This window comes from Streptomyces ochraceiscleroticus (genome assembly GCF_000720485.1).
GTDB classification, from domain to species: Bacteria; Actinomycetota; Actinomycetes; order Streptomycetales; family Streptomycetaceae; genus Streptomyces; species Streptomyces ochraceiscleroticus.
On the sequence record NZ_JOAX01000012.1, the window covers coordinates 167074 to 190273 of the forward strand.

Annotated in this window: 19 protein-coding genes and 1 pseudogene; 12 read left to right on the forward strand and 8 right to left on the reverse strand. The window is 72.5% G+C overall.

The genetic code is table 11. From position 1 onward, the window contains the following. The first annotated feature begins 69 nt into the window (after positions 1-69). Positions 70-888 (forward strand): hypothetical protein, encoded by an 819-nt coding sequence (locus tag IG84_RS0117115; RefSeq protein ID WP_245659379.1) that lies wholly within the window; start codon positions 70-72, stop codon positions 886-888. A gap of 51 nt (positions 889-939) precedes the next feature. Here the strand turns inward: IG84_RS0117115 and IG84_RS0117120 are convergent, their stop codons facing one another. Beyond that, positions 940-1383: a DUF3093 domain-containing protein gene (locus IG84_RS0117120; RefSeq protein ID WP_031057497.1), complete on the reverse strand. Its 444-nt coding sequence runs from the start codon at positions 1381-1383 to the stop codon at positions 940-942. 58 nt (positions 1384-1441) lie between these two features. On the opposite strand from IG84_RS0117120, the gene IG84_RS0117125 reads away from it, so the two are divergent. The 7 genes from IG84_RS0117125 to IG84_RS0117155 all read left to right on the forward strand — a co-directional run bounded on the left by IG84_RS0117125 (position 1442) and on the right by IG84_RS0117155 (position 8337). Further along, positions 1442-2044 carry a PaaI family thioesterase gene (locus tag IG84_RS0117125; protein WP_051861838.1) on the forward strand — a complete coding sequence of 201 codons (603 nt, stop codon included), beginning with the start codon at positions 1442-1444 and terminating at the stop codon, positions 2042-2044. Beyond that, entirely contained in the window at positions 2041-2571 is a 531-nt protein-coding gene (dut, locus tag IG84_RS0117130) for a dUTP diphosphatase (protein ID WP_031057505.1), read from the forward strand. The genes IG84_RS0117125 and dut overlap by 4 nt, the downstream gene beginning before the upstream one ends. Position 2572: 1 nt before the next feature. Continuing rightward, positions 2573-3340, forward strand: coding sequence for a DUF3710 domain-containing protein (locus IG84_RS0117135; protein ID WP_031057509.1), 768 nt, complete (start codon positions 2573-2575; stop codon positions 3338-3340). Between the two features lie 459 nt (positions 3341-3799). Further along, positions 3800-6346 (forward strand): sensor histidine kinase, encoded by a 2547-nt coding sequence (locus tag IG84_RS0117140; protein WP_031057512.1) that lies wholly within the window; start codon positions 3800-3802, stop codon positions 6344-6346. Positions 6347-6410: 64 nt separating this feature from the next. Further along, positions 6411-7094 carry a response regulator gene (locus IG84_RS0117145; protein WP_030260888.1) on the forward strand — a complete coding sequence of 228 codons (684 nt, stop codon included), beginning with the start codon at positions 6411-6413 and terminating at the stop codon, positions 7092-7094. A 103-nt stretch (positions 7095-7197) separates the two neighbouring features. Continuing rightward, the gene (locus tag IG84_RS0117150; protein WP_031057515.1) at positions 7198-7596 is read left to right on the forward strand and encodes an OB-fold nucleic acid binding domain-containing protein; all 399 of its coding nucleotides are present in this window, start codon (positions 7198-7200) and stop codon (positions 7594-7596) included. A 3-nt stretch (positions 7597-7599) separates the two neighbouring features. After that, a complete protein-coding gene (locus IG84_RS0117155; RefSeq protein ID WP_037800393.1) occupies positions 7600-8337 on the forward strand; it encodes a DUF3159 domain-containing protein in 738 nt (245 codons plus the stop codon). A 150-nt stretch (positions 8338-8487) separates the two neighbouring features. Here IG84_RS0117155 and IG84_RS0117160 read toward each other — a convergent pair whose 3' ends face one another. The 5 genes from IG84_RS0117160 to IG84_RS38015 form a co-directional block, all read right to left on the reverse strand. Beyond that, entirely contained in the window at positions 8488-9159 is a 672-nt protein-coding gene (locus IG84_RS0117160) for a potassium channel family protein (RefSeq protein ID WP_030260896.1), read from the reverse strand. Next, the gene (locus tag IG84_RS0117165) at positions 9156-9824 is read right to left on the reverse strand and encodes a potassium channel family protein (RefSeq protein WP_031057521.1); all 669 of its coding nucleotides are present in this window, start codon (positions 9822-9824) and stop codon (positions 9156-9158) included. The genes IG84_RS0117160 and IG84_RS0117165 overlap by 4 nt, the downstream gene beginning before the upstream one ends. A gap of 218 nt (positions 9825-10042) precedes the next feature. Further along, on the reverse strand, positions 10043-10732 hold the full coding sequence (locus IG84_RS38915) for an acetoacetate decarboxylase family protein (RefSeq protein ID WP_051861843.1): 690 nt from the start codon (positions 10730-10732) through the stop codon (positions 10043-10045). A 107-nt stretch (positions 10733-10839) separates the two neighbouring features. Next, positions 10840-12483, reverse strand: coding sequence for a prenyltransferase/squalene oxidase repeat-containing protein (locus IG84_RS0117175; RefSeq protein WP_051861845.1), 1644 nt, complete (start codon positions 12481-12483; stop codon positions 10840-10842). Between the two features lies 1 nt (position 12484). After that, positions 12485-13042: an EF-hand domain-containing protein gene (locus IG84_RS38015; protein ID WP_037800394.1), complete on the reverse strand. Its 558-nt coding sequence runs from the start codon at positions 13040-13042 to the stop codon at positions 12485-12487. Between the two features lie 266 nt (positions 13043-13308). On the opposite strand from IG84_RS38015, the gene IG84_RS0117185 reads away from it, so the two are divergent. The 4 genes from IG84_RS0117185 (at position 13309) to IG84_RS0117200 (ending at position 20561) form a co-directional block, all read left to right on the forward strand. Beyond that, a complete protein-coding gene (locus IG84_RS0117185; protein ID WP_031057531.1) occupies positions 13309-15426 on the forward strand; it encodes an NAD-binding protein in 2118 nt (705 codons plus the stop codon). Positions 15427-15516: 90 nt separating this feature from the next. Then, a complete protein-coding gene (locus tag IG84_RS0117190) occupies positions 15517-16623 on the forward strand; it encodes a PucR family transcriptional regulator (RefSeq protein WP_031057535.1) in 1107 nt (368 codons plus the stop codon). A gap of 459 nt (positions 16624-17082) precedes the next feature. Further along, entirely contained in the window at positions 17083-19134 is a 2052-nt protein-coding gene (locus IG84_RS0117195) for an APC family permease (RefSeq protein ID WP_031057537.1), read from the forward strand. A 98-nt stretch (positions 19135-19232) separates the two neighbouring features. Further along, positions 19233-20561, forward strand: a complete 1329-nt coding sequence (locus IG84_RS0117200) for a class I SAM-dependent RNA methyltransferase (RefSeq protein ID WP_031057540.1) — start codon at positions 19233-19235, stop codon at positions 20559-20561. 250 nt (positions 20562-20811) lie between these two features. Here IG84_RS0117200 and IG84_RS38920 read toward each other — a convergent pair whose 3' ends face one another. Continuing rightward, positions 20812-21864: a hypothetical protein gene (locus tag IG84_RS38920; protein WP_157848896.1), complete on the reverse strand. Its 1053-nt coding sequence runs from the start codon at positions 21862-21864 to the stop codon at positions 20812-20814. Between the two features lie 163 nt (positions 21865-22027). Continuing rightward, positions 22028-22752 (reverse strand): annotated as a pseudogene (locus IG84_RS39880) (ABC transporter ATP-binding protein). Between the last annotated feature and the right edge of the window lie 448 nt (positions 22753-23200).

A 23200-nucleotide genomic window follows, 5' to 3' on the forward strand; every position in this document is an offset into this window, starting at 1 on the left:
TTCCGTAGAGGCAAGCAGGGTGAGACCGGTCCGGCGGCCGGCGCACGAACACGCGAGGAAACCGCGCCCGTGCCCGCCGACCAGGCCGCCCTCCCCGCGGAGCGGCACACCGGAGCGCTGAGGGAGCGTGGCCGCGCGGCCACGCTCGCGGCCAGAGTGGGCAACGGCGCACGCAAAGGTGGTGCCGGCGCGCGGTCGGGACTCTCCTGGACCGCCGACCGGATCATCGAGAACGCCCCGCGGATCCCGGTCCGCGACCTGGCCACGCTGCGCCGCCAGTTCCCCGGCCTGACCCCCGAGCAACTGGCCGACAAGCTCGTCGCGGGAGCGACGAAGGGCACCGCCACCGTCGGTGCGGGAGTGGGCGCGGCGGCCATGATGCCGGTGCCGCCCGCGATGCCGGCCGAGCTGGCCGCCGAGGTCATCGGCGTCGCCTCGGTCGAGATCAAGCTCGTTGCCGAGCTGCACGAGGTGTACGGCGTGCGCCCGCAGGGCGGCCTTCACGCCCGCGGCCTGGCCTACGTCCAGTCCTGGACACAGGAGCGCGGCGTGGACATCGCACAGCCCGCCTCGCTGAATCTCGCGCTCGGCGGCCAGATGAAACGCGAACTGCGTCAGCAGATCATGAAGCGCACGATGCGCAACCTGCCGAGCCTGACGCCGTTCATGATCGGCGCCGCGGTCGGTGCGTTGATGAACCGCCGGGACACCGCCAGGCTGGCAGTCAAGATCCGGCAGGATCTGCGCCGCCGTCAGGTCCCCTGGGACGCGCTCCCGGACCCGGCCCCGGCTCCCGTGCGCAAGCGGCTCACGGGCCGCGCCAGACCCGGCCAGAGCCGTGCCGGAACCGGCCTCATCGGCCGCCACGAGCCCGGCCAGGACGCCTGACCCCTCCCGGTCCGCCCCGGGCCTCCCCAAGCCTCCAGGCGCCCCCGCGCTTCAGGCGCGGATCGCCGCCAGCGCCGCCGACAGCTCCTCCGGATGCCGCGTCGACAGGTACACGTACGGCGTCGGGTCCGCCGGATCGTTCACCTCGACCCGCACCGCCGTCGGGATGTAGCTGCGCATCAGCATGAACGCGCGGGTATCGGCCTTGTACGTACGCCAGGCCCGCGCCTCCGCCGCGTCCAGCACCTGCGCCTCGCCCAGCGCCGCCGCCGGGATCTTCGCGTCCCCCGCGATCAGCGACCCGGCGACGACCCGGATGCGCGCGGAGCCGTACGAGCTCACCAGGACCGCAGCCAGCGCCGCGCCGCCCACCAGCCCGCCCAGCATCGGCAGCGTCCCGAGCGGCAGCAGCATCAGGGCGCAGGCGACGCCGACGGCGGCGGCGATCACCCACCAGGAGCGGGGGGCGGTGAGACGTTCTTCGTACGACTGCATGGGTCCAGCTTGGCACGTGCGCGCGCGTGCTCCGCGCGCGCGGGTAGGGTCTCCACCTGTGAGTGCAGCCGAACCGCAGACGAAACAGACGACGCAGCTGACGCCGCCCGCGGACGCCACCGCGCCGGTGCGGCACCCCGAAGCCCCCGCGCCCGGCGAGCTGCTCGGCGCGCACTACGACCGATGTTTCGGGTGCGGCGGCGAGCAGCCGCACGGCCTGCACCTGGAGGCGCGGGCCGGCGAGGGCGTGCGCGTCAGCGCGGAGTTCACCGTCAAGGAGGCCCACCAGGGCGCCCCGGGCCTCGCCCATGGCGGCGTACTGGCCACGGCCCTGGACGAGACGCTCGGCTCGCTCAACTGGATGCTGCACGCCATCGCGGTGACCGGCCGGCTGGAGACCGACTTCCTGCGCCCCGTGCCGGTCGGCACGGTCCTGCACCTGGACGCCGAGGTCACCGCGGTCCACGGCCGGAAGATCTACTCCCGCGCCGAGGGCCGGATCGGCGGCCCGGACGGCCCGGTGGCGGTCCGCGCCCAGGCGGTCTTCATCGAGGTGAAGGTCGAGCACTTCATCGACAACGGCCGGCCCGAGGAGATCCGGGCCGCGATGGCCGATCCCGACCAGCTGCGCCGCGCCCGCGCTTTCGAGGTGAACCCGTGACCCATCAGGCACAGCCGGTACGGACTCCGGTGGACGTACAGATCCGGCGGGTGGATCCGGAGGTTCCGCTGCCCGCATACGGGCACCCGGGCGACGCCGGGGCCGACCTCGTCACCACCGAGGCGGCCGAACTGGCCCCGGGGGAGCGCACGGTGCTGCCCACGGGGGTGGCCATCGCGCTGCCCGAGGGGTACGCCGCGTTCGTACACCCGCGTTCGGGCCTCGCGGCCCGGTGCGGTGTGGCGCTCGTGAATGCCCCGGGGACGGTGGATGCCGGGTACCGTGGGGAGATCAAGGTGATCGTGGTCAATCTGGATCCGCGCGAGTCCGTGCGTTTCGAGAGGTTCGACCGGATCGCCCAACTGGTCGTCCAGCAGGTCGAGAAGGTGCGCTTCCAGGAGGTGGCGGAGCTTCCCGGCTCGGCGCGGGCCGAGGGGGGATTCGGGTCCACCGGCGGTCACGCGGCGGTGGGCGGCGCGGGCGGGAATGGATACGCATCGGTCGGTGCCGACCGGGAAGGACAGTGACGTGTTCGGACGTCGCAAGAAGAACGAGGCTCCTGACGACGCGGTCGAGGCGGTCGATCCTGCCGAGGAGGCGACGTCCTCGGACCGGTCCGACGCGGACGACGAGGGCTACGGCGTGAGCCTCCCGCCGGCCCCGCGCCCCGACGGCCCCTGGGATCTCTCCGAGGTCGGCAATCCGGGCGAGGGCCGGGTGGACCTGGGCGGCCTCTTCGTACCGGGCGTCGAGGGCATGGAGCTGCGGGTGGAGGTCGCCGGTGACGCGATCGTCGCCGCGACCATCGTGCTGCAGGACAGCGCCGTGCAGCTGCAGGCGTTCGCAGCGCCCAAGAACGAGGGCATCTGGGGCGAGGTCCGCGAGGAGATCGCCGCCGGCATCACCCAGCAGGGCGGCGTCATCGACACGGTCGACGGCCCGCTCGGCTGGGAGCTGCGCGCCCAGGTGCCGGTGCAGCTCCCGGACGGGACGAACGGCGTACAGGTCGTACGGTTCGTCGGCGTCGACGGCCCGCGCTGGTTCCTGCGCGGCGTGATCTCCGGCCAGGGCGCGGTGCAGCCGCAGGCCGCGGGCCTGCTGGAGCAGATCTTCCGGGACACGGTCGTGGTGCGCGGCGAGGGCCCGATGGCGCCCCGCGACCCGATCGTCCTCAAGCTCCCCGACGACGCGCAGATGGTGCCCGAGGGCGTCCAGCAGGACGACGCCTCGCAGTCCCGCTTCGGCGGCGGCGTGGAGCGCCTGGAGCGCGGCCCGGAGATCACCGAGATCCGCTGACCGCGCCTGTACGCACCCTTGCGGCCCGCGATGCCCCGTACGGTTGGGGCGCCGCGGGCCGCTGGGTGTGCGGGGCGCAGGTCGGGGGTCGCGTAATGCCGTACCGCTTCGCCCCTCGCGCCCCCTTGGCGTACCGTTTCCCCCCTCATTTCCCCCATGGGGGTGTAATGAGGTCCCCTTCTCAACACAGTACTGGGCGGTACTGACACCCCAGTCGCCCGATCGGCCCCTCGCGCCACTGACAGCGCCCTCACCCGATCGACCCGTCACGCCACTGACAGCGCGGGCACCCGACCGGGACCACCCGACAGGGACGTCCTCACCCGCCCGCCCCGTCAGAGTCGCGTCAAGACCTGACCGTCCGGCCGCCGTAGCGGGCCTGTGGCGCCTCGTCGGTGGGTAGTGTCGGCTGCGGAAACGGCCCCGTGGAGGGCGGCTCGCAGGTAAGACAATGAGGCCATGGGACGCGGCAAGCTTCGCATCTATCTCGGCGCGGCGCCGGGTGTCGGCAAGACGTATTCGATGCTCTCCGAGGCGCACCGGCGCCTGGAGCGCGGCACGGACGTCGTCGTCGCGTTCGTGGAGCACCACGACCGGCCGCGTACGGAAGTGCTGCTGCACGGCCTGGAGGAGCTGGGGCGCCGGGAGCTGAGCCACCGGGGTACGGCGTTCACCGAGATGGACGTGGACGCGGTACTGGCCCGCCGGCCGGCCGTCGCGCTGGTCGACGAGCTGGCGCACACCAATGTCCCCGGCTCCCGGAACGAAAAGCGCTGGCAGGACGTCGAGGAACTGCTCGAAGCGGGCATCGACGTGATCTCCACCGTCAACATCCAGCACCTGGAGTCACTCGGTGACGTGGTGGAGTCGATAACGGGCGTCCGGCAGCGCGAGGCCGTCCCCGACGAGGTGGTCCGCCGCGCCGACCAGATCGAGCTTGTCGACATGTCGCCCCAGGCGCTGCGCCGCCGTATGGCGCACGGCAACATCTACGCCTCCGACAAGGTCGACGCCGCGCTGTCGAACTACTTCCGCCCCGGCAACCTCACCGCGCTGCGCGAGCTGGCGCTGCTGTGGGTGGCCGACCGGGTGGACGAGTACCTCCAGCAGTACCGCGCCGAGCACTCCATCCGCTCCACCTGGCAGGCCCGCGAGCGCATCGTCGTCGGCCTCACCGGCGGCCCCGAGGGCAAGACGCTGCTGCGCCGTGCGGCGCGGATGGCCGCCAAGGGCTCCGGCAGCGAGGTACTGGCCGTCTACATCGCGCGCAGCGACGGGCTCACCGGCGCCTCGCCCAAGGAGCTGGCCGTCCAGCGCACCCTTGTCGAGGACCTGGGCGGCAGCTTCCACCACGTCATCGGCGACGACGTGCCCAGCGCCCTGCTGGAGTTCGCGCGCGGCGTCAACGCCACCCAGATCGTGCTGGGCTCCAGCCGCCGCAAGGCGTGGCAGTACGTCTTCGGGCCCGGGGTGGGAGCGACCGTCGCCCGCGACTCGGGGCCCGACCTGGACGTGCACATCGTCACCCACGACGAGGTCGCCAAGGGGCGCGGCCTGCCGGTCGCGCGCGGCGCCCGGCTCAGCCGCTCCCGCGTGCTGGCCGGCTGGCTCACCGGCGTGCTCGGCCCGGTCCTGCTCACGCTGTTCCTGTACAGCCTCGAGAGCGGCCCGGGGCTGGCCAACGATGTGCTGCTCTTCCTGTTCCTGACCGTGGCGGCCGCGCTGCTCGGCGGGCTGCTGGCCGCGCTCGCCTCCGCCGCCGTCGGTTCGGTCCTGCTGAACTTCTACTTCACGCCGCCCACCCACAGCATCACCGTCGCCGACCCCGAGAACATCGTCGCCATCGCGATCTTCTTCGCGGTCGGGGTGGCCGTCGCCTCCGTGGTGGACCTGGCGGCCCGCCGTACGCACCAGGCCGCCCGGCTGCGCGCCGAGGCGGAGATCCTGTCCTTCCTGGCCGGCAGCGTGCTGCGCGGCGAGACCACGCTGAACGCGCTGCTGGAACGCGTGCGCGAGACCTTCGCCATGGACGCCGTCGCCCTCCTCGAACGCGAGAGTGATGTCGAGCCGTGGACATGCGCGGGCAGCGTCGGCGAGGCCATGGCCCCGCGCCGCCCCGAGGACGCGGACGTGGACATGCCCGTCAGCGACCACATGGCCCTCGCGCTCACCGGCCGCAAGCTGCCCGCCGAGGACCGCCGGGTGCTCGGCGCCTTCGCCGCCCAGGCCGCCGTCGTCCTGGACCGCCAGCGGCTGGTCGGCGAGGCGGCGCGGGCCCGCGAGCTGGCCGAGGGCAACCGCATCCGTACCGCCCTGCTCGCCGCCGTCAGCCACGACCTGCGCACCCCTCTCGCCGGCATCAAGGCCGCCGTCACCTCGCTCCGCTCCGACGACGTGGCCTGGTCCGAGGAGGACGAGGCCGAGCTGCTGGCCGGTATCGAGGACGGCGCCGACCGGCTGGACCACCTGGTGGGCAACCTCCTGGACATGTCCCGGCTGCAGACCGGCACGGTCACCCCGCTGATCCGCGACACCGACCTGGACGAGGTCGTCCCGATGGCGCTCGGCGGCGTCCCCGAGGGCAGCGTCTGCCTGGACATACCCGAGGCGCTGCCCTTCGTGGCCGTCGATCCCGGGCTGCTGGAGCGCTGCGTCGCCAACCTCGTCGAGAACGCCGTGAAGTACAGCCCGGACGGCGCGCCCGTCACGGTCGCCGCCAGTGCGCTGGGCGAGCGCGTGGAGGTACGCGTCGTGGACCGCGGCCCCGGTGTCCCCGACGCCGCCAAGGACCGCATCTTCGAGCCGTTCCAGCGCTACGGCGACGCCCCGCGCGGCGCCGGCGTCGGCCTCGGCCTCGCGGTCTCCCGCGGCTTCGCCGAGGCCATGGGCGGCACCCTCGCCGCCGAGGACACCCCGGGAGGCGGGCTGACCATGGTCCTGACCCTGCGCGCCGCGGCCGGCCACCCGCCGGTCAGCCCCGGCCTCCCCGCCCGGGCGACGACATGACCGCGCCCGCTCCCCGTACACCGACTGCGGCGGCCTCCGGCCGTCCGCGGGAAAGGCAGGCCCGATGAACCGGGTGCTCGTGGTCGACGACGAGCCGCAGATCGTCCGCGCCCTCGTGATCAACCTCAAGGCGCGCAAGTACGAGGTGGACGCCGCGCCCGACGGCGCCACCGCGCTCCGGCTCGCCGCCGCCCGCCACCCCGACGTGGTCGTCCTGGACCTGGGCCTGCCCGACATGGACGGCGTGGACGTGATCCGGGGCCTGCGCGGCTGGACCCGAGTGCCGATCCTGGTGCTCTCCGCCCGGCAGACCTCCGACGAGAAGGTCGAGGCGCTGGACGCGGGCGCCGACGACTACGTCACCAAGCCGTTCGGCATGGACGAGCTGCTGGCCCGGCTGCGCGCCGCCGTGCGCCGCGCCGAGCCCACCGGGCCCGCCGACGCCGCCGTCCTGGTCGAGACCGACGGCTTCACCGTCGACCTGGCCGCCAAGAAGGTCAACCGCGGCGGCCGCGACGTCCGTCTCACCCCCACCGAGTGGCACCTCCTGGAGGTACTGGTCCGCAACACGGGCCGCCTGGTCAGCCAGAAACAGCTGCTCCAGGAGGTCTGGGGCCCCTCGTACGGCACGGAATCCAACTATCTGCGCGTCTACATGGCCCAGCTGCGGCGCAAGCTGGAGGCCGATCCGGCCCACCCCCGGCACTTCGTCACCGAGCCGGGCATGGGCTACCGCTTCGAACAGTGATCCGTATGCGGTGATCCGTACGCGGTGTCGGCCGCCGGCAGCGGTCCGTGTTCGCGGCTCCCGGCCCGTGATCCCGGGGCGAGACGGCCGGTACGCTGGCTGTATGAGTGCTGGGACCCGTTCCGACAAGCCGGCCGGACGCTTCCGCCGGCTGCTCGACAGACTGTCCTCCTCCGAGGAGGAGCTGCAGTCCGCGGAGCTGCAGCAGGACGCGCAGAACGCGGGCTGTACGCGGATCTGCGACTGCGACGACCGTCAGATCGTGAAGGTCACGGGTACGCTGCGGCACGTCACGCTGCGCCCCCGGGCCGGGGTGCCGGCGCTGGAGGCCGAGCTGTTCGACGGCTCGGCGGCGCTGGACGTGGTCTGGCTCGGACGGCGCGCCATCACCGGTATCGAGCCGGGCCGTAAGCTCATCGCCTCCGGCCGGATCTCCATGAGCCACGGACGCCGGGTGCTGTTCAATCCGAAGTACGAACTCCGACCGCTCGGACAGGAGTAGCCGGTGACGTCGTTCGAGAAGACGACCACGAGCAACGAGGAAGCGCCCGCCGCCGGGCACGGAAAGGCCGATAAGGCAGCCGCCGAAAAGGCCATCCTGGAGGCGTTCGGCGGCGTCTGGGGCATGGTGGACACGACGGTCCCCGGACTGGTCTTCGTGCTGATCTACACGATCAAGCGGGACATCCACCTCGCCGCGATCATCGCGCTGGGCCTGACCGTCGTGCTGGCGCTGGCCCGGCTCGCCCGGCGGGAAACCCTCAAGCACGCCTTCAGCGGCGTCTTCGGCGTGGCCATCGGCGCGGTCTTCGCGATGATGTCCGGGGACGCGAAGAACTTCTACCTGCCGGGGATGCTCTACACGCTGGGCCTCGCGGTCGTGTACGTGCTCTCGGCGCTCTTCAAGTACCCGCTCATCGGCGTACTGCTCGGCCCGATGCTGCGCGAGAACCTCTCCTGGCGGACGCGCAACCCCGGCCGCTTCAAGGCGTACACCAAGTCCACCTACGCCTGGGGCTTCATCCTGCTCGCCAAGTCCGCGATCCTCTTCCCGCTGTACTGGTGGGGGGACGCCACCCAGCTCGGCTGGGTCAAGGTCGCGCTCGGCATCCCGCCGTTCCTGCTCTGCGTCTACCTGACCTGGATCTTCCTGGCGAAGGCTCCGGCCCCGATCGACGTGATCGCGGAGATGGAGGCCGAGGAGCGCGTCCGCGCTCAAGAGCCGACGACCCGCGACGTATAACCGCGGCAGTCATCGCCGGTGCGGCGCCGCGGTGGGTGGGCGCGCCCTCGCGGCGGAGCCGCATATCGACACTCCCCGCGCCCCTGATACGACGGCGGAGGGCCCGGAACCGTACGGTTCCGGGCCCTCCGCCGTCGGTCGGTCTACCGTCTACTCCGTCGGCTTCCGCACGGAAAGCAGGTCCTCGAGCTGCTCCTCCCGCGCCTGCGCCGCGACGAACAGCAGCTCGTCGCCGGCCTCCAGCGCGTCCTCCTTGTTCGGAGTCAGCACGCGAGTACCGCGGATGATCGTCACCAGCGAGGTGTCCTCGGGCCACTCCACGTCGCCCACCTGGGTACCGGCCAGCGCCGCCTCCGGGGGCAGCGTCAGCTCGACGAGGTTGGCGTCGCCGTGGCTGAAGCGCAGCAGCCGTACGAGGTCGCCGACGCTCACCGCCTCCTCCACCAGCGCGGACATCAGCCGCGGCGTGGAGACCGCCACGTCGACGCCCCACGCCTCGTTGAAGAGCCACTCGTTCTTCGGGTTGTTGACGCGGGCCACCACGCGCGGCACGCCGTACTCGGTCTTGGCCAGCAGCGAGACGACGAGGTTGACCTTGTCGTCGCCGGTCGCCGCGATGACGACGTTGCACCGCTGCAGCGCCGCCTCGTCCAGCGAGGTGATCTCGCAGGCGTCGGCCAGCAGCCACTCCGCCTGCGGCACCCGCTCCACCGAGATGGCGGTGGGCGCCTTGTCGATGAGCAGGACCTCATGGCCGTTTTCCAGGAGCTCGCCCGCGATGGAGCGGCCTACGGCTCCTGCTCCGGCGATCGCGACCCTCATGCGCCTGCCTCCTCGGGCCCTTCGGCGAACGCCGCCTCGACCTTCTCCACCTCGTCGGTGCGCATCATCACGTGCACCAGATCGCCTTCCTGCAGGACGGTCTGCGAGGTCGGCAGTATCGCCTCGCCCAGCCGGGTGAGGAAGGCCACCCGTACGCCGGTCTCCTCCTGGAGCCGGCTGACCTTGTGGCCGACCCAGGACGCGTCGGTGTGCACCTCGGCGAGCTGCACGCCGCCGCTGGGGTCCCGCCACAGCGGCTCGGCGCCCGAGGGGAGCAGCCGGCGCAGCATCTGGTCCGCCGTCCAGCGGACCGTGGCCACGGTCGGGATGCCCAGGCGCTGGTAAACCTCGGCGCGGCGCGGGTCGTAGATGCGGGCCGCGACGTTCTCCACGCCGAACATCTCGCGGGCCACCCGGGCGGCGATGATGTTGGAGTTGTCGCCGCTGCTGACCGCGGCGAACGCGCCGGCCTCCTCGATCCCCGCCTCGCGCAGGGTGTCCTGGTCGAAGCCGACGCCGGTCACCCGGCGGCCCCCGAAAGAGGAGCCCAGTCGCCGGAAGGCGGTGGGGTCCTGGTCGACCACGGCGATCGTGTGACCCTGGTTCTCCAGGGTCTGCGCGAGCGCGGATCCGACGCGCCCGCAGCCCATGATGACGATGTGCATCGTCCGCTTACCCCGCACTCCTCGTAGGCCCGCTGGCCTGCCTCAACACCCTGCTCACTACTTTCTTTCCGGCGTACCGGTCCGCCCGGGGCGCCGTGGCCCCGGTACCGCCCGGTCACGAGCTTATGCGGCAACGGGGGAGTTGCCCCCGCTGATGTGCGACACCACCGTAACCGGCCCGCCGGAGGGAGGGAGTGCTGCCCTTCAGGCGCTGCGCTTCACGTGCTGCCCTTCGGGCGCCGGTTCGTCGGGCGCGGGTTCGTCGGGGCCGGGGAGCCGGCCGGTCCGAGGCGGGTCCCCGCCGGGAAGACGAAGCGGGCGGCGGAGATGGAGAGCGTGCAGCGAGGTGACGGGGACGCGAGGTCCGGCAGGGGCGGGTGCCAGTCCAGGACGCGGAGCCGGCCCCGGCCGAGGCGCCCCGAGACCTGCCCGCACAGGAACGTCCGCTTGCCGCCGATCCGGCCGAACCCGCTGCTGGGGGCGCGGAGGACCGGGACGCGCGCCCGCCCGTGCGGGCCCAGACGGAGGGCCGCGACGGGCCCGTTGCCGTCGCGGATGCGGACGGTCTCCGCGTCCCACGAGAAGCGGGCGAGCTCCTTCGGGATGCCCCACAGCCGCCGTCCGCCGCGCAGCGACGCCGGCGAGTCCACCCAGATGCGGTGGCAGAACAGCCCCACGCGGCGGCCCCGGCGGGCCAGGGAGCCGACCGCGAACTCGTCGTACCGCAGCGAGCCCTCCGTGTAGCGCACGAGCAACAGGAGGAGCGTGCGGCGGCCGCCGACGGGACTGAGGTCGGCGGGCAGCTCGGGCGCCTCGCGCGCGGTGAGGACAGTCATCCACAGCACGCCGCGTGCCCTCCAGGGAGGCGCGGGGTAGTCCGCGGCCGGCGGTCCGGTGGGGTCGGTCACTGCGGTACTCCTTGCCGGTTCGGGTGACGCGCGGGGCGGGGCGTTCACCGGACGGGGTTCACCAGGAGGCGGGCGTTCACCAGGAGACGGGCAGGCTCCTCAGTCTGTCACCGGCCTGCTCCCCGCCGCGGCCCGCGCAGCGTGTCCCGGACGGCCGTGAGGCCCAGGGCCGTAAAGGCCAAGGTCTGAGTGGGGCAGTGGGTCAGCAGCGGGCGGGGGCCGTACATCTCCGGGCGGCCCGGCCAGCTGCCGTCCGGCCGCTGCGCCGCGGCCAGGTACGCGAGGGCCGCTCGCAGCCCGGTGCCGGACCCGGCCGCTGGTGCCTCGCCGCCGGGGCCGCCCGCCCGGCAGAGCGCCGCCAGGGCCAGCCCGGTGGCCGACGGCAGGCTGTCGGTGTCAGGCCCGTGGGCCCACCCGCCGTCCGGCCGCCGGCTCGCGGCCAGGCGAGTCAGCTCGGCGCGGACCGCCCGGTGTCCGGCCGGCAGCGCGGGTGCGATCTCGCACACCGCGTAGGGGGCGCCGCGGTACCAGCTCGCGGCCCAGCCCTCGCCGCCGGACCCGGCGCGCCCGGCGTACGCGCCCAGCCAGCGGCGGGCCGCGCCGGTGGGGACGCGGTGCCGGCCGCGGTAGCGGTCCAGGGCGGTGACGGCGTGCGCGACCACGTCCGGGGCCGGCGGGTCACCCGCCGCCTGCCAGGTGGACCACAGTCCCGCGACGCTCTGCTGCCCGGCGAGGTGGTGGAGCGCGTGGCGCGCCGCGTCCGCCGCCTCCGGGAGGCCGGCGAGGGCGATGAGTACCGCCGCGGTGCTGTCGTTGTCGGACTCCAGGCCCTGCCGGCACGGCCAGCCGCCGTCGGGCCGCTGGGCCGCGCGGAGGAAGTCCAGCGCGCGGGGGAGGCCCTGCACGTCGAAGTCGGGCTCGCCCCGGAACGCCCGTACCGTCAACTGGGTGTCCCACACATCGGTGGTCAGGAAGCGCCATGTGCCGTCCGGGTGCTGCGCCGTGAGCAGATAGCCGCGGGCCCGGTACCGCGCGGTGCCGGCCGGGACGATCGCGCGCAGCGCCAGCAGCGCGAGGGACGTGCTCAGCACGTTCCCGTAGAACGAGCCGTCCGGCGCCTGGAGGTCGGCGAGGCGCCGCGCGGCCGCTTCCGCGTTCTGCGCGTCACCGAAGTACCGCTCGACGAGCGCGTGCTCGGCCAGCAGGTCGACCAGCGCCCACGACTTCAGCCGGGACCGGCATGCCCCGTCCAGTGCCGTGCGCAGGCCGGCGCGGAGCGCCCGCAGGCCGGCCGCCGTGACCGGCTCGTGCCCGGCCCCGTCCGGCACCACCCGCTCCGCGCACGCCCGCAGGACGGCCAGCAGCCGGAGCCGGGGCGCGAAGACCGGGCCGGTGAACGCCTCCGTGGCGAGGCCGTACCCGTCACCCGTACCGCAGGCCAGGTCGGACAGCAGGGCCTCCGTGTACTGGGCGAGCGGATGGTGCGTCTGGGGGCGCGCGGTGCGCAGCCACTGACGCGCCCGGCGGACCGCGTGCCGGGCCGCCGGGGTGGCCTCCCGGGACAGGGCCAGGCAGGCCAGGGCGGTCTCCGTGACGCGCGGGTCGGGCGGCGTCCGCCAGCCGCCGTCCTCCTGCTGGTGCCGCAGGCAGTGGTCGAGCGCGCGGGTGAGCATGTCGTCCGCCTGCCGGCCGGGATCGTGGTGCAGCAGATCCCGGTACGCCGTGCCGGATTCCCCGCCGCGCCCGGGCATGTCAGCCGGTGGGCGGCCGCAGCGGCCCCAGCAACTGGTTTCCCGGCGCGTCCGCGTCGTCGCTCAGAAAGAACTCGCGGAGCGCCTCCCGCCATTCGTCGTGCCCGATGGCGCCGTCGCCGTCCCGGTCGAGCCGGCGGAATGCTTCCTCGCTGTGTGCGGTGTCGACGCCGGCGCGGGTGTAAATGCGCCGGTACTCGTCCAGGCTCAGCGTCCTGTTCTTGTTCGTGTCCAGTGCGCGCATCAGGGCATCGGCGATGGCCAGGACCGCGTCGTCGAGATTCGCGCGCGACGAGACGAGGGACCGCATGCGGGCGATGAATTCCTGCCGGTCGATCCGGGTGTCCGGACCGGAGCCCCCGGAGGGCACCAGCAGCTTCCACCACTTCTCGAAGCCGGCACGGACCGCCGCCGCGTTCTCGTTGTCGCCCCGCGGGGGCAGCCCCGCTATTCCCTCGGCGAAACGGAAGAACCGCTCCCGCGTGAGATATCCCTGGCCTTCCCTGTCGAACATCTCGAAGAGCGCGTCGAATTTCTGGTCCCTGAGCGTGCCGGGCATGACTCCGCCCTTTCGTCTGCTGCCGCCGATGTGCCGCAAGGCATCGCCAGCAGCATCCGCGCCCGGCGCCGGCCTTTTCAAGCGGGCATTCGGACAGAGTGCGTTATCCGAGTCCCGGGGAATTCAGTGCGAATACGGCAAGAAATCGTGTCAGCCGGTACGAGAACTGCGTACGGGGAATTCGGCAGTGGCTGCGGAGGTTCCCGGGGCCGCCGCCGGGTCCCCGGAGGCCGGGCCGGGCCGTGCCTTCGTGATCTTCGGAAGGCATGCTGGGCGACGTGTCCTCACTGTCACCCGTGCCACAGCAGTCCCAACCGACCCCGCCCACCCCGCACATGGTGGTGTGCGGCGACGACTCCCTGGCCCACCGGCTCGCCGTCGAGCTGCGGGAGGTGTACCGCGAGCGGGTCACCCTCGTCGTCCCCTCCGTACGCGACCCGCGCGGGCCCCGCGTCCCGCAGCCGGCCCGCGGCGGCCTGGGCCGGGCCGGCGCGTTCCTCGGCCGGATGACGGCCGCGGTGGGCCGTGGAAGCGCCCCCGACGACACGAGACCCGCCGACGGCGCGGGCGCGCCGGACGACACGGAGGAGGCCGGACCGGTACGCGTACTGGAAGCGCCGGAGCCCGACGACGAGACGCTCACCGCAGCGGGCGTCGAGGAGGCCGGAGCGCTGGCCCTGGTCTACGACGACGACGAGACCAACATCCACGCCGCGCTGCGTGCCCGCCGCATGAACCCCCGGCTCCGGCTGGTCATCCGCCTCTACAACCGCCGGCTCGGCCAGCACCTGGAGGAGCTGCTGGACCAGGCGGCCGCCGTGGTCTGGTCCGACACCTCCGACATCGACGCCTCCACCACCGTCCTCTCCGACGCCGACACGGTCGCGCCCGCGCTCACCGCCACCGCCGTGGCCGGCACCAGCAAGGTCATCGAGGTCGACGGGCTGCTGCTGCGGGCCGTGGAGCACACCCCCGGGGCGCCGTCACCGCCGCGCGCCGCCGGCCGCGGCCTCGCCACCCTCGCCCTGCTCTCCCCCTCGGCCTCGGACGAGACGGCGCACGAAGGCGGCCCCGCGCCGGCCCCGCCCCCGTCGGGCGGCCGTTCCCGGCACGGCGGCCGCACCGCCCACCGGCGCGCGGCCGACGACGAGGGGCCGACGCTGCTGCCCGACGACGCCACCGCCGCGGCCGCCGCCGGGCGCGCCACCATCGAGCTGGAGACCGTCTCCTACCGCGGGCGCCGGCCGTCGGGTCGCCGCCTCGTAGGACGCGGGGCGCCGCTCGGCTCGCTCTTCTCGCGGCGGCTGCGCTGGTCGATAGCCGGCCTCGTCGGCACCGTACTGATCCTGGCCGTCGTCTCGACGCTGACCACCGGCGAGGAACCGCTGCACGCGGCGTACCTCTCCCTCCTGGACCTCTTCGCGATCAACGAGCCGGCGCTCGACGAGGGCCCGGCCCGCAAGGTGCTGCAGTTGCTGTCCGGCCTCACCGGTCTCCTCCTGCTGCCGGTTCTGGTCGCCGCCGCCTTCGAAGCGCTCGGCACCTTCCGCAGCGCTGCCTCGCTGCGCCGCCCGCCGCGCGGCCTCTCCGGCCACGTCGTCCTCCTCGGCCTCGGCAAGGTCGGCACCCGCGTCCTGGCCCGGCTCCGCGAGCTGGGCGTCCCCGTCGTCTGCGTGGAGGAGGACCCCGAAGCACGCGGCATCCCGCTGGCCCGCCGGCTGCGCGTGCCGACCGTCCTCGGCGACGCCACCGAGGACGGCGTACTGGAGGCGGCCGGGATCGCCCGCGCCCGTACCCTCCTCGCGCTGACCAGCGAAGACGGCACGAACCTGGAGGCGTCGCTGTACGCCAGGTCGGTCAAGCCGCAGCTCCGGGTGACGCTGCGGCTCTTCGACGACCGGTTCGCCACCGCCGTCTACCGCACCCTGCGCGCCGCCCACCCCACCGCCGTCACCCGCAGCCGCAGCGTCTCCTTCCTGGCCGCGCCCGCCTTCGCCGGCGCCATGATGGGCCGCCAGATCCTCGGCGCCGTCCCCGTCGAGCGCCGGCTGCTGCTCGTCGCCCACGTCGACGTGCGCGGCCAGACCGAGCTGGTGGGCCGCCGGGCCGACCAGGTGTTCCGGGCCGGGCGGCTGCGGCTGGTGGCCGTCAACATCGGCGCGTCCCCGGACCCCGCCGAGGACCCCGAAAACATGCCGGGCCCCGGCGGGCAGCGCTGGGAGCCCGCCCGGCTGGTCCGCGACCTGCCGCCCGGCTACGTCCTGCGCCCCCAGGACCGCGTGGTCATCGCCGCCACCCGCGAGGGGCTGGGCGAACTGCTCGGCCGCCGTCCGCACCCCGCCGGATCCCGGCAGAGCGGATCTGCCGGAACCCGGCAGGATTGATAGCGTCCTGCTGTCCGGGAGTCGGCAATCAAGGCTCCGGAACCGGCTTCCCACGGATGCCGGGACGAGCGGTGGCAGGGAGCACGACAAGTGGAGCGCGGCGCAGCGGAACCGCACGGCCTCGGCGAGTACGCCGGCCTCCTCGCGGAGGTGTCCAGGACCGGGCGGCTGCTCCGCCGCGAGGAGCTGGACGTCCTGCGCGAGCTGGGGGAGCGGTCCGCCGAGGAGGGCCTGAGCCTGCGCGAGCTGGTCGGCCGCTATCTGGGGGAGACCCGCCGGCTGTGGACCTCGCTGCCCGGTGTGGCGCGGGCCGCGGGCGCCGCCGAGCGGGCCCGTACCGGCGACGCGCTGCTCGCGGCCGTCGAGGCGGCCGTCGCCGCGCTCGGCGAGGGCCACGAGCGGGCACAGCGGCTCGCGGTCCGACAGGAGGAGGCGGCCCGCCGCGAATTCGTCGACGACCTTCTTTACGGGCGCAGTGACCTCGGCCGGCTCGCCGAACGCGCCGAGCGCTTCGGGCTGCGGCTGGCGGGGGAGCACGCGGTGGGCGTCGCGGAGGGCCCGGAGCGCTTCGACGACCTGCATGCGGTGGCCCGGCGCGTGGAGCGCGAGCTGCTGGCCCGCTTCGGCGACCGCGACGTGCTGATCGCCACCAAGGCCGGGCGGCTGGTGTGCGTGGCGGCGGGCGGCCGGGACGGCGCCCTGGAAGCCTTCGCGAAGTACGCGCGCACCGACGGGCCCGGCGGACACGCCGCGCACCGGGTCGCGCTCGGCCGCCCGCACGCCGGCGCGGGCGGCGTGGTCACCTCGTACGAAGAGGCACTGGGCGCGCTGGAGCTGGCGACCCAGCTCGAGCTGGCCGAACCCGTGCTGCACGCGGCCGACCTGCTGGTCTTCCCCGTCCTGCTGCGCGACCGGGCCGCCATGGCCGACCTCGTGCGCAGCGTGCTGGGACCGCTGACCGAGGGGCGCGGCGGGGCGCGGCCGCTGCTGGAGACGATCTGGGCCTGCGCGGCGACGGCGTACGTCAACGCCGAGGCGGCCCGGCGGCTCCAGGTCAGCGTGCGCACCCTGTCCTACCGGCTGGCCCGCATCAAGGAACTGACCGGCTACGACCCGGCCGACGGGCTGCAGCGCTACACGCTGGAGACGGCGGCGATGGGCGCGCGCGTACTGGGCTGGCCGGACCGGCCGCTGTAGTTCCCCCGGACGTCCGGTCCGCACCGGCCTCCTGCGGGCCGTCCGACGGGGCAAGTGCCGGTCGGTGAGCCATCAAAATCGCGTAAAGATTGCCGGGAACCGGCAATGTGCCGAGGCCGTGGCGAATGCCACCATCGGGACGCACCGGCGGGTGCACGGCGGGCGGCGCAGCATCAGGGGTCTGCGCGCCCGCCGGGCCGTCCGCAGCGGATCGGTTGTCCCCACCCTCGACGGGGGTGAGGGTGTGGACACCCCGCTCCGGGCAGGCAGTTCCGCCGTTCGGGCGACCCGGGACGGCTCCGTACCCCGCCGTCCGGCACCATGGAACGACGGATTCCGTACCCCCGGTGGAGCCCCCCGACGGCCGCGCGGACCAGTCGGGCGGCATCCCCGGCAGGTGCCCTGCCCCCACGGGTGGCGGGTGGGCGACGGCCTTGACGAAGGCTTAGCATCCTCTGCGTGTCCAAACTGACCGACGTGCCCAAACGCATCTTGATCGGGCGCGCACTGCGCAGCGACAAGCTGGGAGAGACCCTTCTCCCGAAGCGCATCGCACTCCCCGTCTTCGCCTCCGACCCTCTCTCCTCCGTGGCGTACGCGCCGGGGGAGGTGCTGCTCGTCCTGTCCGTGGCAGGCGTGTCGGCGTACCACTTCAGCCCCTGGATCGCCGTCGCGGTCGTCGTGCTGATGTTCACGGTCGTGGCGTCGTACCGGCAGAACGTGCACGCCTACCCGAGCGGCGGCGGCGACTACGAGGTCGCCAACACCAACCTCGGCCCCAAGGCCGGCCTGACCGTGGCCAGTGCGCTGTTGGTCGACTACGTCCTCACCGTCGCCGTCTCCATCTCCTCCGGAGTGGAGAACCTGGGCTCGGCGATCCCCTTCGTGGTCGAGCACAAGACGTTCTGCGCCATCGCGATGATCGTCCTGCTCACCGTGATGAACCTGCGCGGTGTCAAGGAGTCCGGCAAGCTCTTCGCCATCCCGACGTACATCTTCGTCGTCGGCGTCTTCGCCATGATCCTCTGGGGCGCCTTCCGCGGCCTGGTCATGGGCGACGCCATGAAGGCCCCCACCGCCGACTACACGATCCACGCCGAGCAGGGCGGCCTGGCCGGCTTCGCGCTGGTCTTCCTCCTGCTGCGTGCGTTCTCCTCCGGCTGTGCGGCGCTCACCGGCGTCGAGGCGATCTCCAACGGCGTGCCCGCCTTCCGCAAGCCCAAGTCCAAGAACGCCGCCACGACGCTGGCCCTGATGGGCGGCCTGGCCGTCACCATGTTCTGCGGCATCATCGTGCTGGCCATGACCACCGGCGTGAAGATGGCCGAGAAGCCGGCCACCGACCTGCTGCACAACGGACAGCCGGTCGGCGCGGGCTACACCCAGAACCCCGTCATCTCGCAGGTCGCGGCCGCGGTCTTCGGCGACGGCACGGCGCCCTTCGTCATCCTGGCCGCCGCCACCGCGCTGGTCCTCTTCCTCGCCGCGAACACCGCGTACAACGGCTTCCCGCTGCTCGGCTCGATCCTCGCGCAGGACCGCTACCTGCCGCGCCAGCTCCACACCCGCGGCGACCGCCTCGCGTTCTCCAACGGCATCGTGCTGCTCGCCGGCGCCGCGGTGATACTCGTCTACATCTACGGCGCCGACTCCACCCGGCTGATCCAGCTCTACATCGTGGGCGTCTTCGTCTCCTTCACGCTCAGCCAGATCGGCATGGTCCGGCACTGGAACCGCCATCTGACCACGGAGAACGACCCGGCCAAGCGCCGCCGGATGCACCGCTCGCGGGCGATCAACGCCTTCGGTGCCACCTTCACCGGCCTCGTGCTGGTCGTCGTCCTGCTGACGAAGTTCAGCCACGGCGCCTGGGTGGCCCTGCTCGGCATGGTCATCTTCTACGTCACGATGACCGCGATCCGTAAGCACTACGACCGGGTCGCCGACGAGATCGCCGCTGCCGACTCGCCCGACGACGAGGTCGCCCGCCCCTCCCGCGTGCACTCCATCGTCCTGGTCTCCAAGGTCCACAAGCCGACCCTGCGGGCCCTGAACTACGCCAAGCTGATGCGCTCCGACTCCCTCGAAGCGGTCAGCGTGGACGTCGACCAGGCCGAGACCAAGGCGCTGCGCGAGGAGTGGGAGCGCCGCGGCATCGAGGTACCGCTGAAGGTCCTGGCCTCCCCGTACCGGGAGATCACCCGCCCCTTCATCGAGTACGTGAAGTCGCTGCGCAAGGAGAGCCCGCGCGACGCGGTCTCCGTCTTCATCCCGGAGTACGTCGTCGGCCACTGGTACGAGCACCTGCTCCACAACCAGTCCGCGCTGCGCCTGAAGGGCCGGCTGCTCTTCACCCCGGGCGTCATGGTCACCTCCGTCCCCTGGCAGCTCGACTCCTCCGAGGCCGCCAAGGTCCGCGCCCGCAAGCGCGCCGAGTGGAACGCGCCGGGCTCGGTCCGCCGCGGCCCGGTCGCCGCACCGAAGAAGGAGAAGGCGGCCACCAAGAAGTAGGGGCACGCCCCGGTGGTCAATGGGGTGGTACGGCGGGACGTAGACTTGAAGGCTGTTGTCCCGCCGCACCACCCCCCGTTTTTTGGAGCTCACTCGCCATGCCGGAAGAACCGAAGAAGTCCCTGGTCGGCGAGGAGTACGAGGTCGAGGTCGGACCCGTGGCCCACGGCGGCCACTGCATCGCCCGCACGGACGAGGGCCAGGTCCTCTTCGTACGCCACGCCCTCCCGGGCGAGCGCGTGATCGCGAAGGTCACCGACGGCGAGGAAGGCGCCCGCTTCCTCCGTGCCGACGCGGTACAGGTCCTGGAGGCTTCCAAGGACCGCGTCGAGGCCCCCTGTCCCTTCTCCGGCCCCGGCCGCTGCGGTGGCTGCGACTGGCAGCACGCCAAGCCCGGCGCCCAGCGCCGCCTCAAGGGCGAGGTCATCGCCGAGCAGCTCCAGCGCCTCGCGGGTCTGACCCCCGAGGAGGCCGGCTGGGACGGCACGGTCGTCCCCGCGCCCGGCGACAAGGTCCCCGCCGGCGAGGTACCGGCCTGGCGCACCCGCGTCCAGTACGCCATCGACGCCGAGGGCCACGCGGGCCTCCGCAAGCACCGCTCCCACGAGGTGCAGCCCATCGACCACTGCATGATCGCGGCTCCGGGAGTCTCCGAACTCGGCATCGAAAAGCGCGAGTGGCCCCAGATCGCCACAGTCGAGGCCATCGCCGCCACCGGCTCCCACGACCGCCAGGTCATCCTCACCCCCAAGCCCGGCGGCCGCCTCCCCATCGTCGAGCTCGACAAGCCCGTCTCCGTCATGCGCATCGGCGAGAAGGACAAGGGCGTGCACCGCGTCCACGGCCGCCCCTTCGTCCGCGAACGCGCCGCCGAGCGCACCTGGCGCGTCGGCAACGGCGGCTTCTGGCAGGTCCACCCGCAGGCCGCCGACCTCCTGGTCGAGTCGGTCATGCGCGGCCTGATGCCCAAGAAGGGCGACATGGCCCTCGACCTGTACTGCGGCGTCGGCCTCTTCGCCGGCGCGTTGGCCGACCGCGTCGGCGACAAGGGCGCCGTCCTCGGCATCGAGTCCGGCAAGCGCGCGGTGGAGGACGCCCGCCACAACCTCGCCGACGTCGACCGCGTCCGCATCGAACACGGCAAGGTCGACCAGATCCTCCCGCGCACCGGCATCACCGACGTCGACCTCGTCGTCCTCGACCCGCCCCGCGCCGGCGCCGGCCGCAAGACGGTCGAACACCTCGCCTCCCTCACCCCCCGCCGCATCGCCTACGTAGCCTGCGACCCGGCCGCCCTCGCCCGAGACCTCGCCTACTTCGCCACAGCGGGCTACGTCCCCAAGCGCCTCCAGGCATTCGACCTGTTCCCGATGACACATCATGTGGAGTGCGTGGCGATTTTGGTGCCGGAGGGGAAGGGCCGCTGACGGCGGCGCCGATCCCTGGCGCGGACGCGTCCCTCAGCCGCGGGCCTTCCGGCTGCGGACGTTGATCTCGGCGACGCGGGCACTCAGCGATTCGGCACGGCGTCCGGACGTCCATCGCGGGCAGTTGGATGCCTGCCCGTGTCAGCGCGGACGCGAGGGCGTCGCCGGCGCCCAGGGCGTCTTGGATCCTGGGATGTTGTGACTGTGCCGTCAAGGACGGTCGGTTGGCCGCCTGAACCACTCGTCATCTTTACCGCGACGACCACAGCTCCCGCATGGCCCGGCGGCGCGCCTCCGGAGCGGCGAGGCGATGGAAGCTCCCGTCCTCTTCTCGATGGATGCTGTCGACACCGTAGTGGTGCAGGAGGTTCAGGCCCTCCTGTGCCGGTCTGTCCGGGAGCAATGCGGAAAGACGCATGACCGGATGCGGCGCATGGCGTGCGTAGTCGAGGAGTTGAGCGAGCGCAGCCCGTATCCAATTGTGCTCGACGCGGCTCTTGGCCTCTATGATTTCGTGCCCCATCGGCCCGTTCACGTAGAGGTCACAGATGCCGGCTGGGCTTGAGAAACGTTCCGCCTGTGCGTTCGCCAGGGTGGCACGGTAAGCGGTGACCAACGCCGCCTCCCTGCGCTGGAACAGCATCTGCCGCTCGCCCAGCCGGACGGCGACGGAATGGGTGTGCTGCTGCTCGACCGGCATGGAGCGCACCGTTGCGACCGGTGTCGCAGCCCCTGCCTTCTCCAGGGACGTGCGCGTGGTGATGAGCAGTCCGTCGATGCCGGCCCTGGCACGCTCGCCCGACAGCACCAGTTGCCCCGGGTACTTGAAGTCGGCCTTGTAACTCAGCAGCGCGTTCAGTTCCTCGTAGGGCATGTCGGTGAGTTGGAATTCGCGCAGGCTGTAGACGGTGTGCCAGCTCTTCCCGCCCGGTCCGGGCGGCCAGAGGGCGTCGGCGAATGCACGATTCCGGAAGAGGGCCCCTACCTCGCCGACGGCTCGTACTCGGTTTTTGCCGGTGAACAGCACGACGTCGCCGGTGATGACGCGAGCCATCTTGGCGTCGTGGCCGGGTGTTGCTCCCCAGAAGCGTGCAGTCCCGTCCGGGTGCAGAGTGTGCAGGAGCCGCAGTTGGTCAGCGCTCAGATGCCCGGCGTATCGCGCATCACTGAAGTGCACGGACCGGTCAAGAGTGTCCGCCCAGTGTTGCCGGGCGTCTGGACTTCCGAAGGCCGGTGAGATGAGCAAACGCGTATCAAAACGGTCCACGTCTGCACTTTCACGAGCGGTATCAGCCATCCCCACGGCCCGATCATATGATCAGACCGTGGGGATGGGGGGCGACTCAGTCCCGGCGGATCAGTTCCGGGTCGATTCGGCGGCCCGCCAGGGGGAGCGTTCCGAGGACGGCGGCGAGGAGGACGAACTGCCCAGCGTCATGAGCCAGAAGCGTGCCCGCGCACCGCGCCTAGAGCCGAGCAGCAGACGTAGCCTGAGGAGGAACTCCCCTCACGCGGCGGCTCCCGTCGTGGAAAGGACACCGTCCGTCATCGTCCAGTGATGGTCTGCCCGAGCCGCCGCGTCGGCATCGTGTGTGACTAGGAAGACGGCTGTGCCCTGCGAGCGGGCCAGGGACAGGAACTCCTCCAGCACGCACCGGCGTTGGCGCTGTCCAGCGAGCCGGTCGGCTCGTCCGCGAACACACCACGGACGGCCGGTGTACGAGCGCACGGGCGGCGGCCACGCGCTGGCTCTGCCCGCCCGAGATCTGCGAGGGGCGCCGCCCGCGTAGTTCGGCGATGCCGACCCGGTCCAGTACCTCGACGGCGACCTTGAGAGCAGGCGCCTTGCGCCGACCGGCCAGCCGCAGCGGCAGGGCGGTGTTCTCCTCCACGGTCAGCTCCGGCAGCAACTCGCCGTACTGGAAGACGAAGCCGAAGCGCTCGCGGCGCAGGGTGCTGATCTCCTCGTCGTCCGGTTTGCTGAATGGCCGTCCCTCGAACCACACGTCACCGCGCTCGGGCGGCAGTACTCCGCGAGGCAGTAGAGCAGCGAGGACTTGCCCGAGCCGCTGGCGCCGGTGATTGCGGTCACCTCGCCGGGCGCGAGCGAAAGGTGCGCGTCGCGCACCGCGGGCGTGGAGCCGTAGGAGAGATCAACTCCGCGGGCAGCCAGCACTTCTGTCGTATTCATGGTGTTTCCCCAGTGGGCCGGGCATGGCCCCGGCCGGCGGTACACGCGTATCCAGGCGTCGTTGGTGTACAGGGCCGCTCCGTTGTAGCTCAGCTGGTCCTTGCACGCGGGCTTCTTCTGCTTGCCGTTGAAACGCCCCAGCCGTATCTCTCGACCTGGGCCTGCACGTACACGTTGTGCCCATCACCTGCGCTGGCGTCCTTCGGCATACCCGCCCCGGGTGCTCCTCCGGACGTCTCTGACGGTTGATCGTCCGTATCCCGGTAGGGGACTTCAGTCACACTACTTACGTGATATATACATCCTGCACGATTTCTTCACTCATTCGGGGGGAGTCTCTTATGTCCGGACATGGGCAGTTAGCGCAGACGGGTATGCCCGCGGTCGTCATCGGTGGGATCACGTATCCGCTCGGGGGCTGGATGCTTGCCGCGGCCGTTGCCGTGGT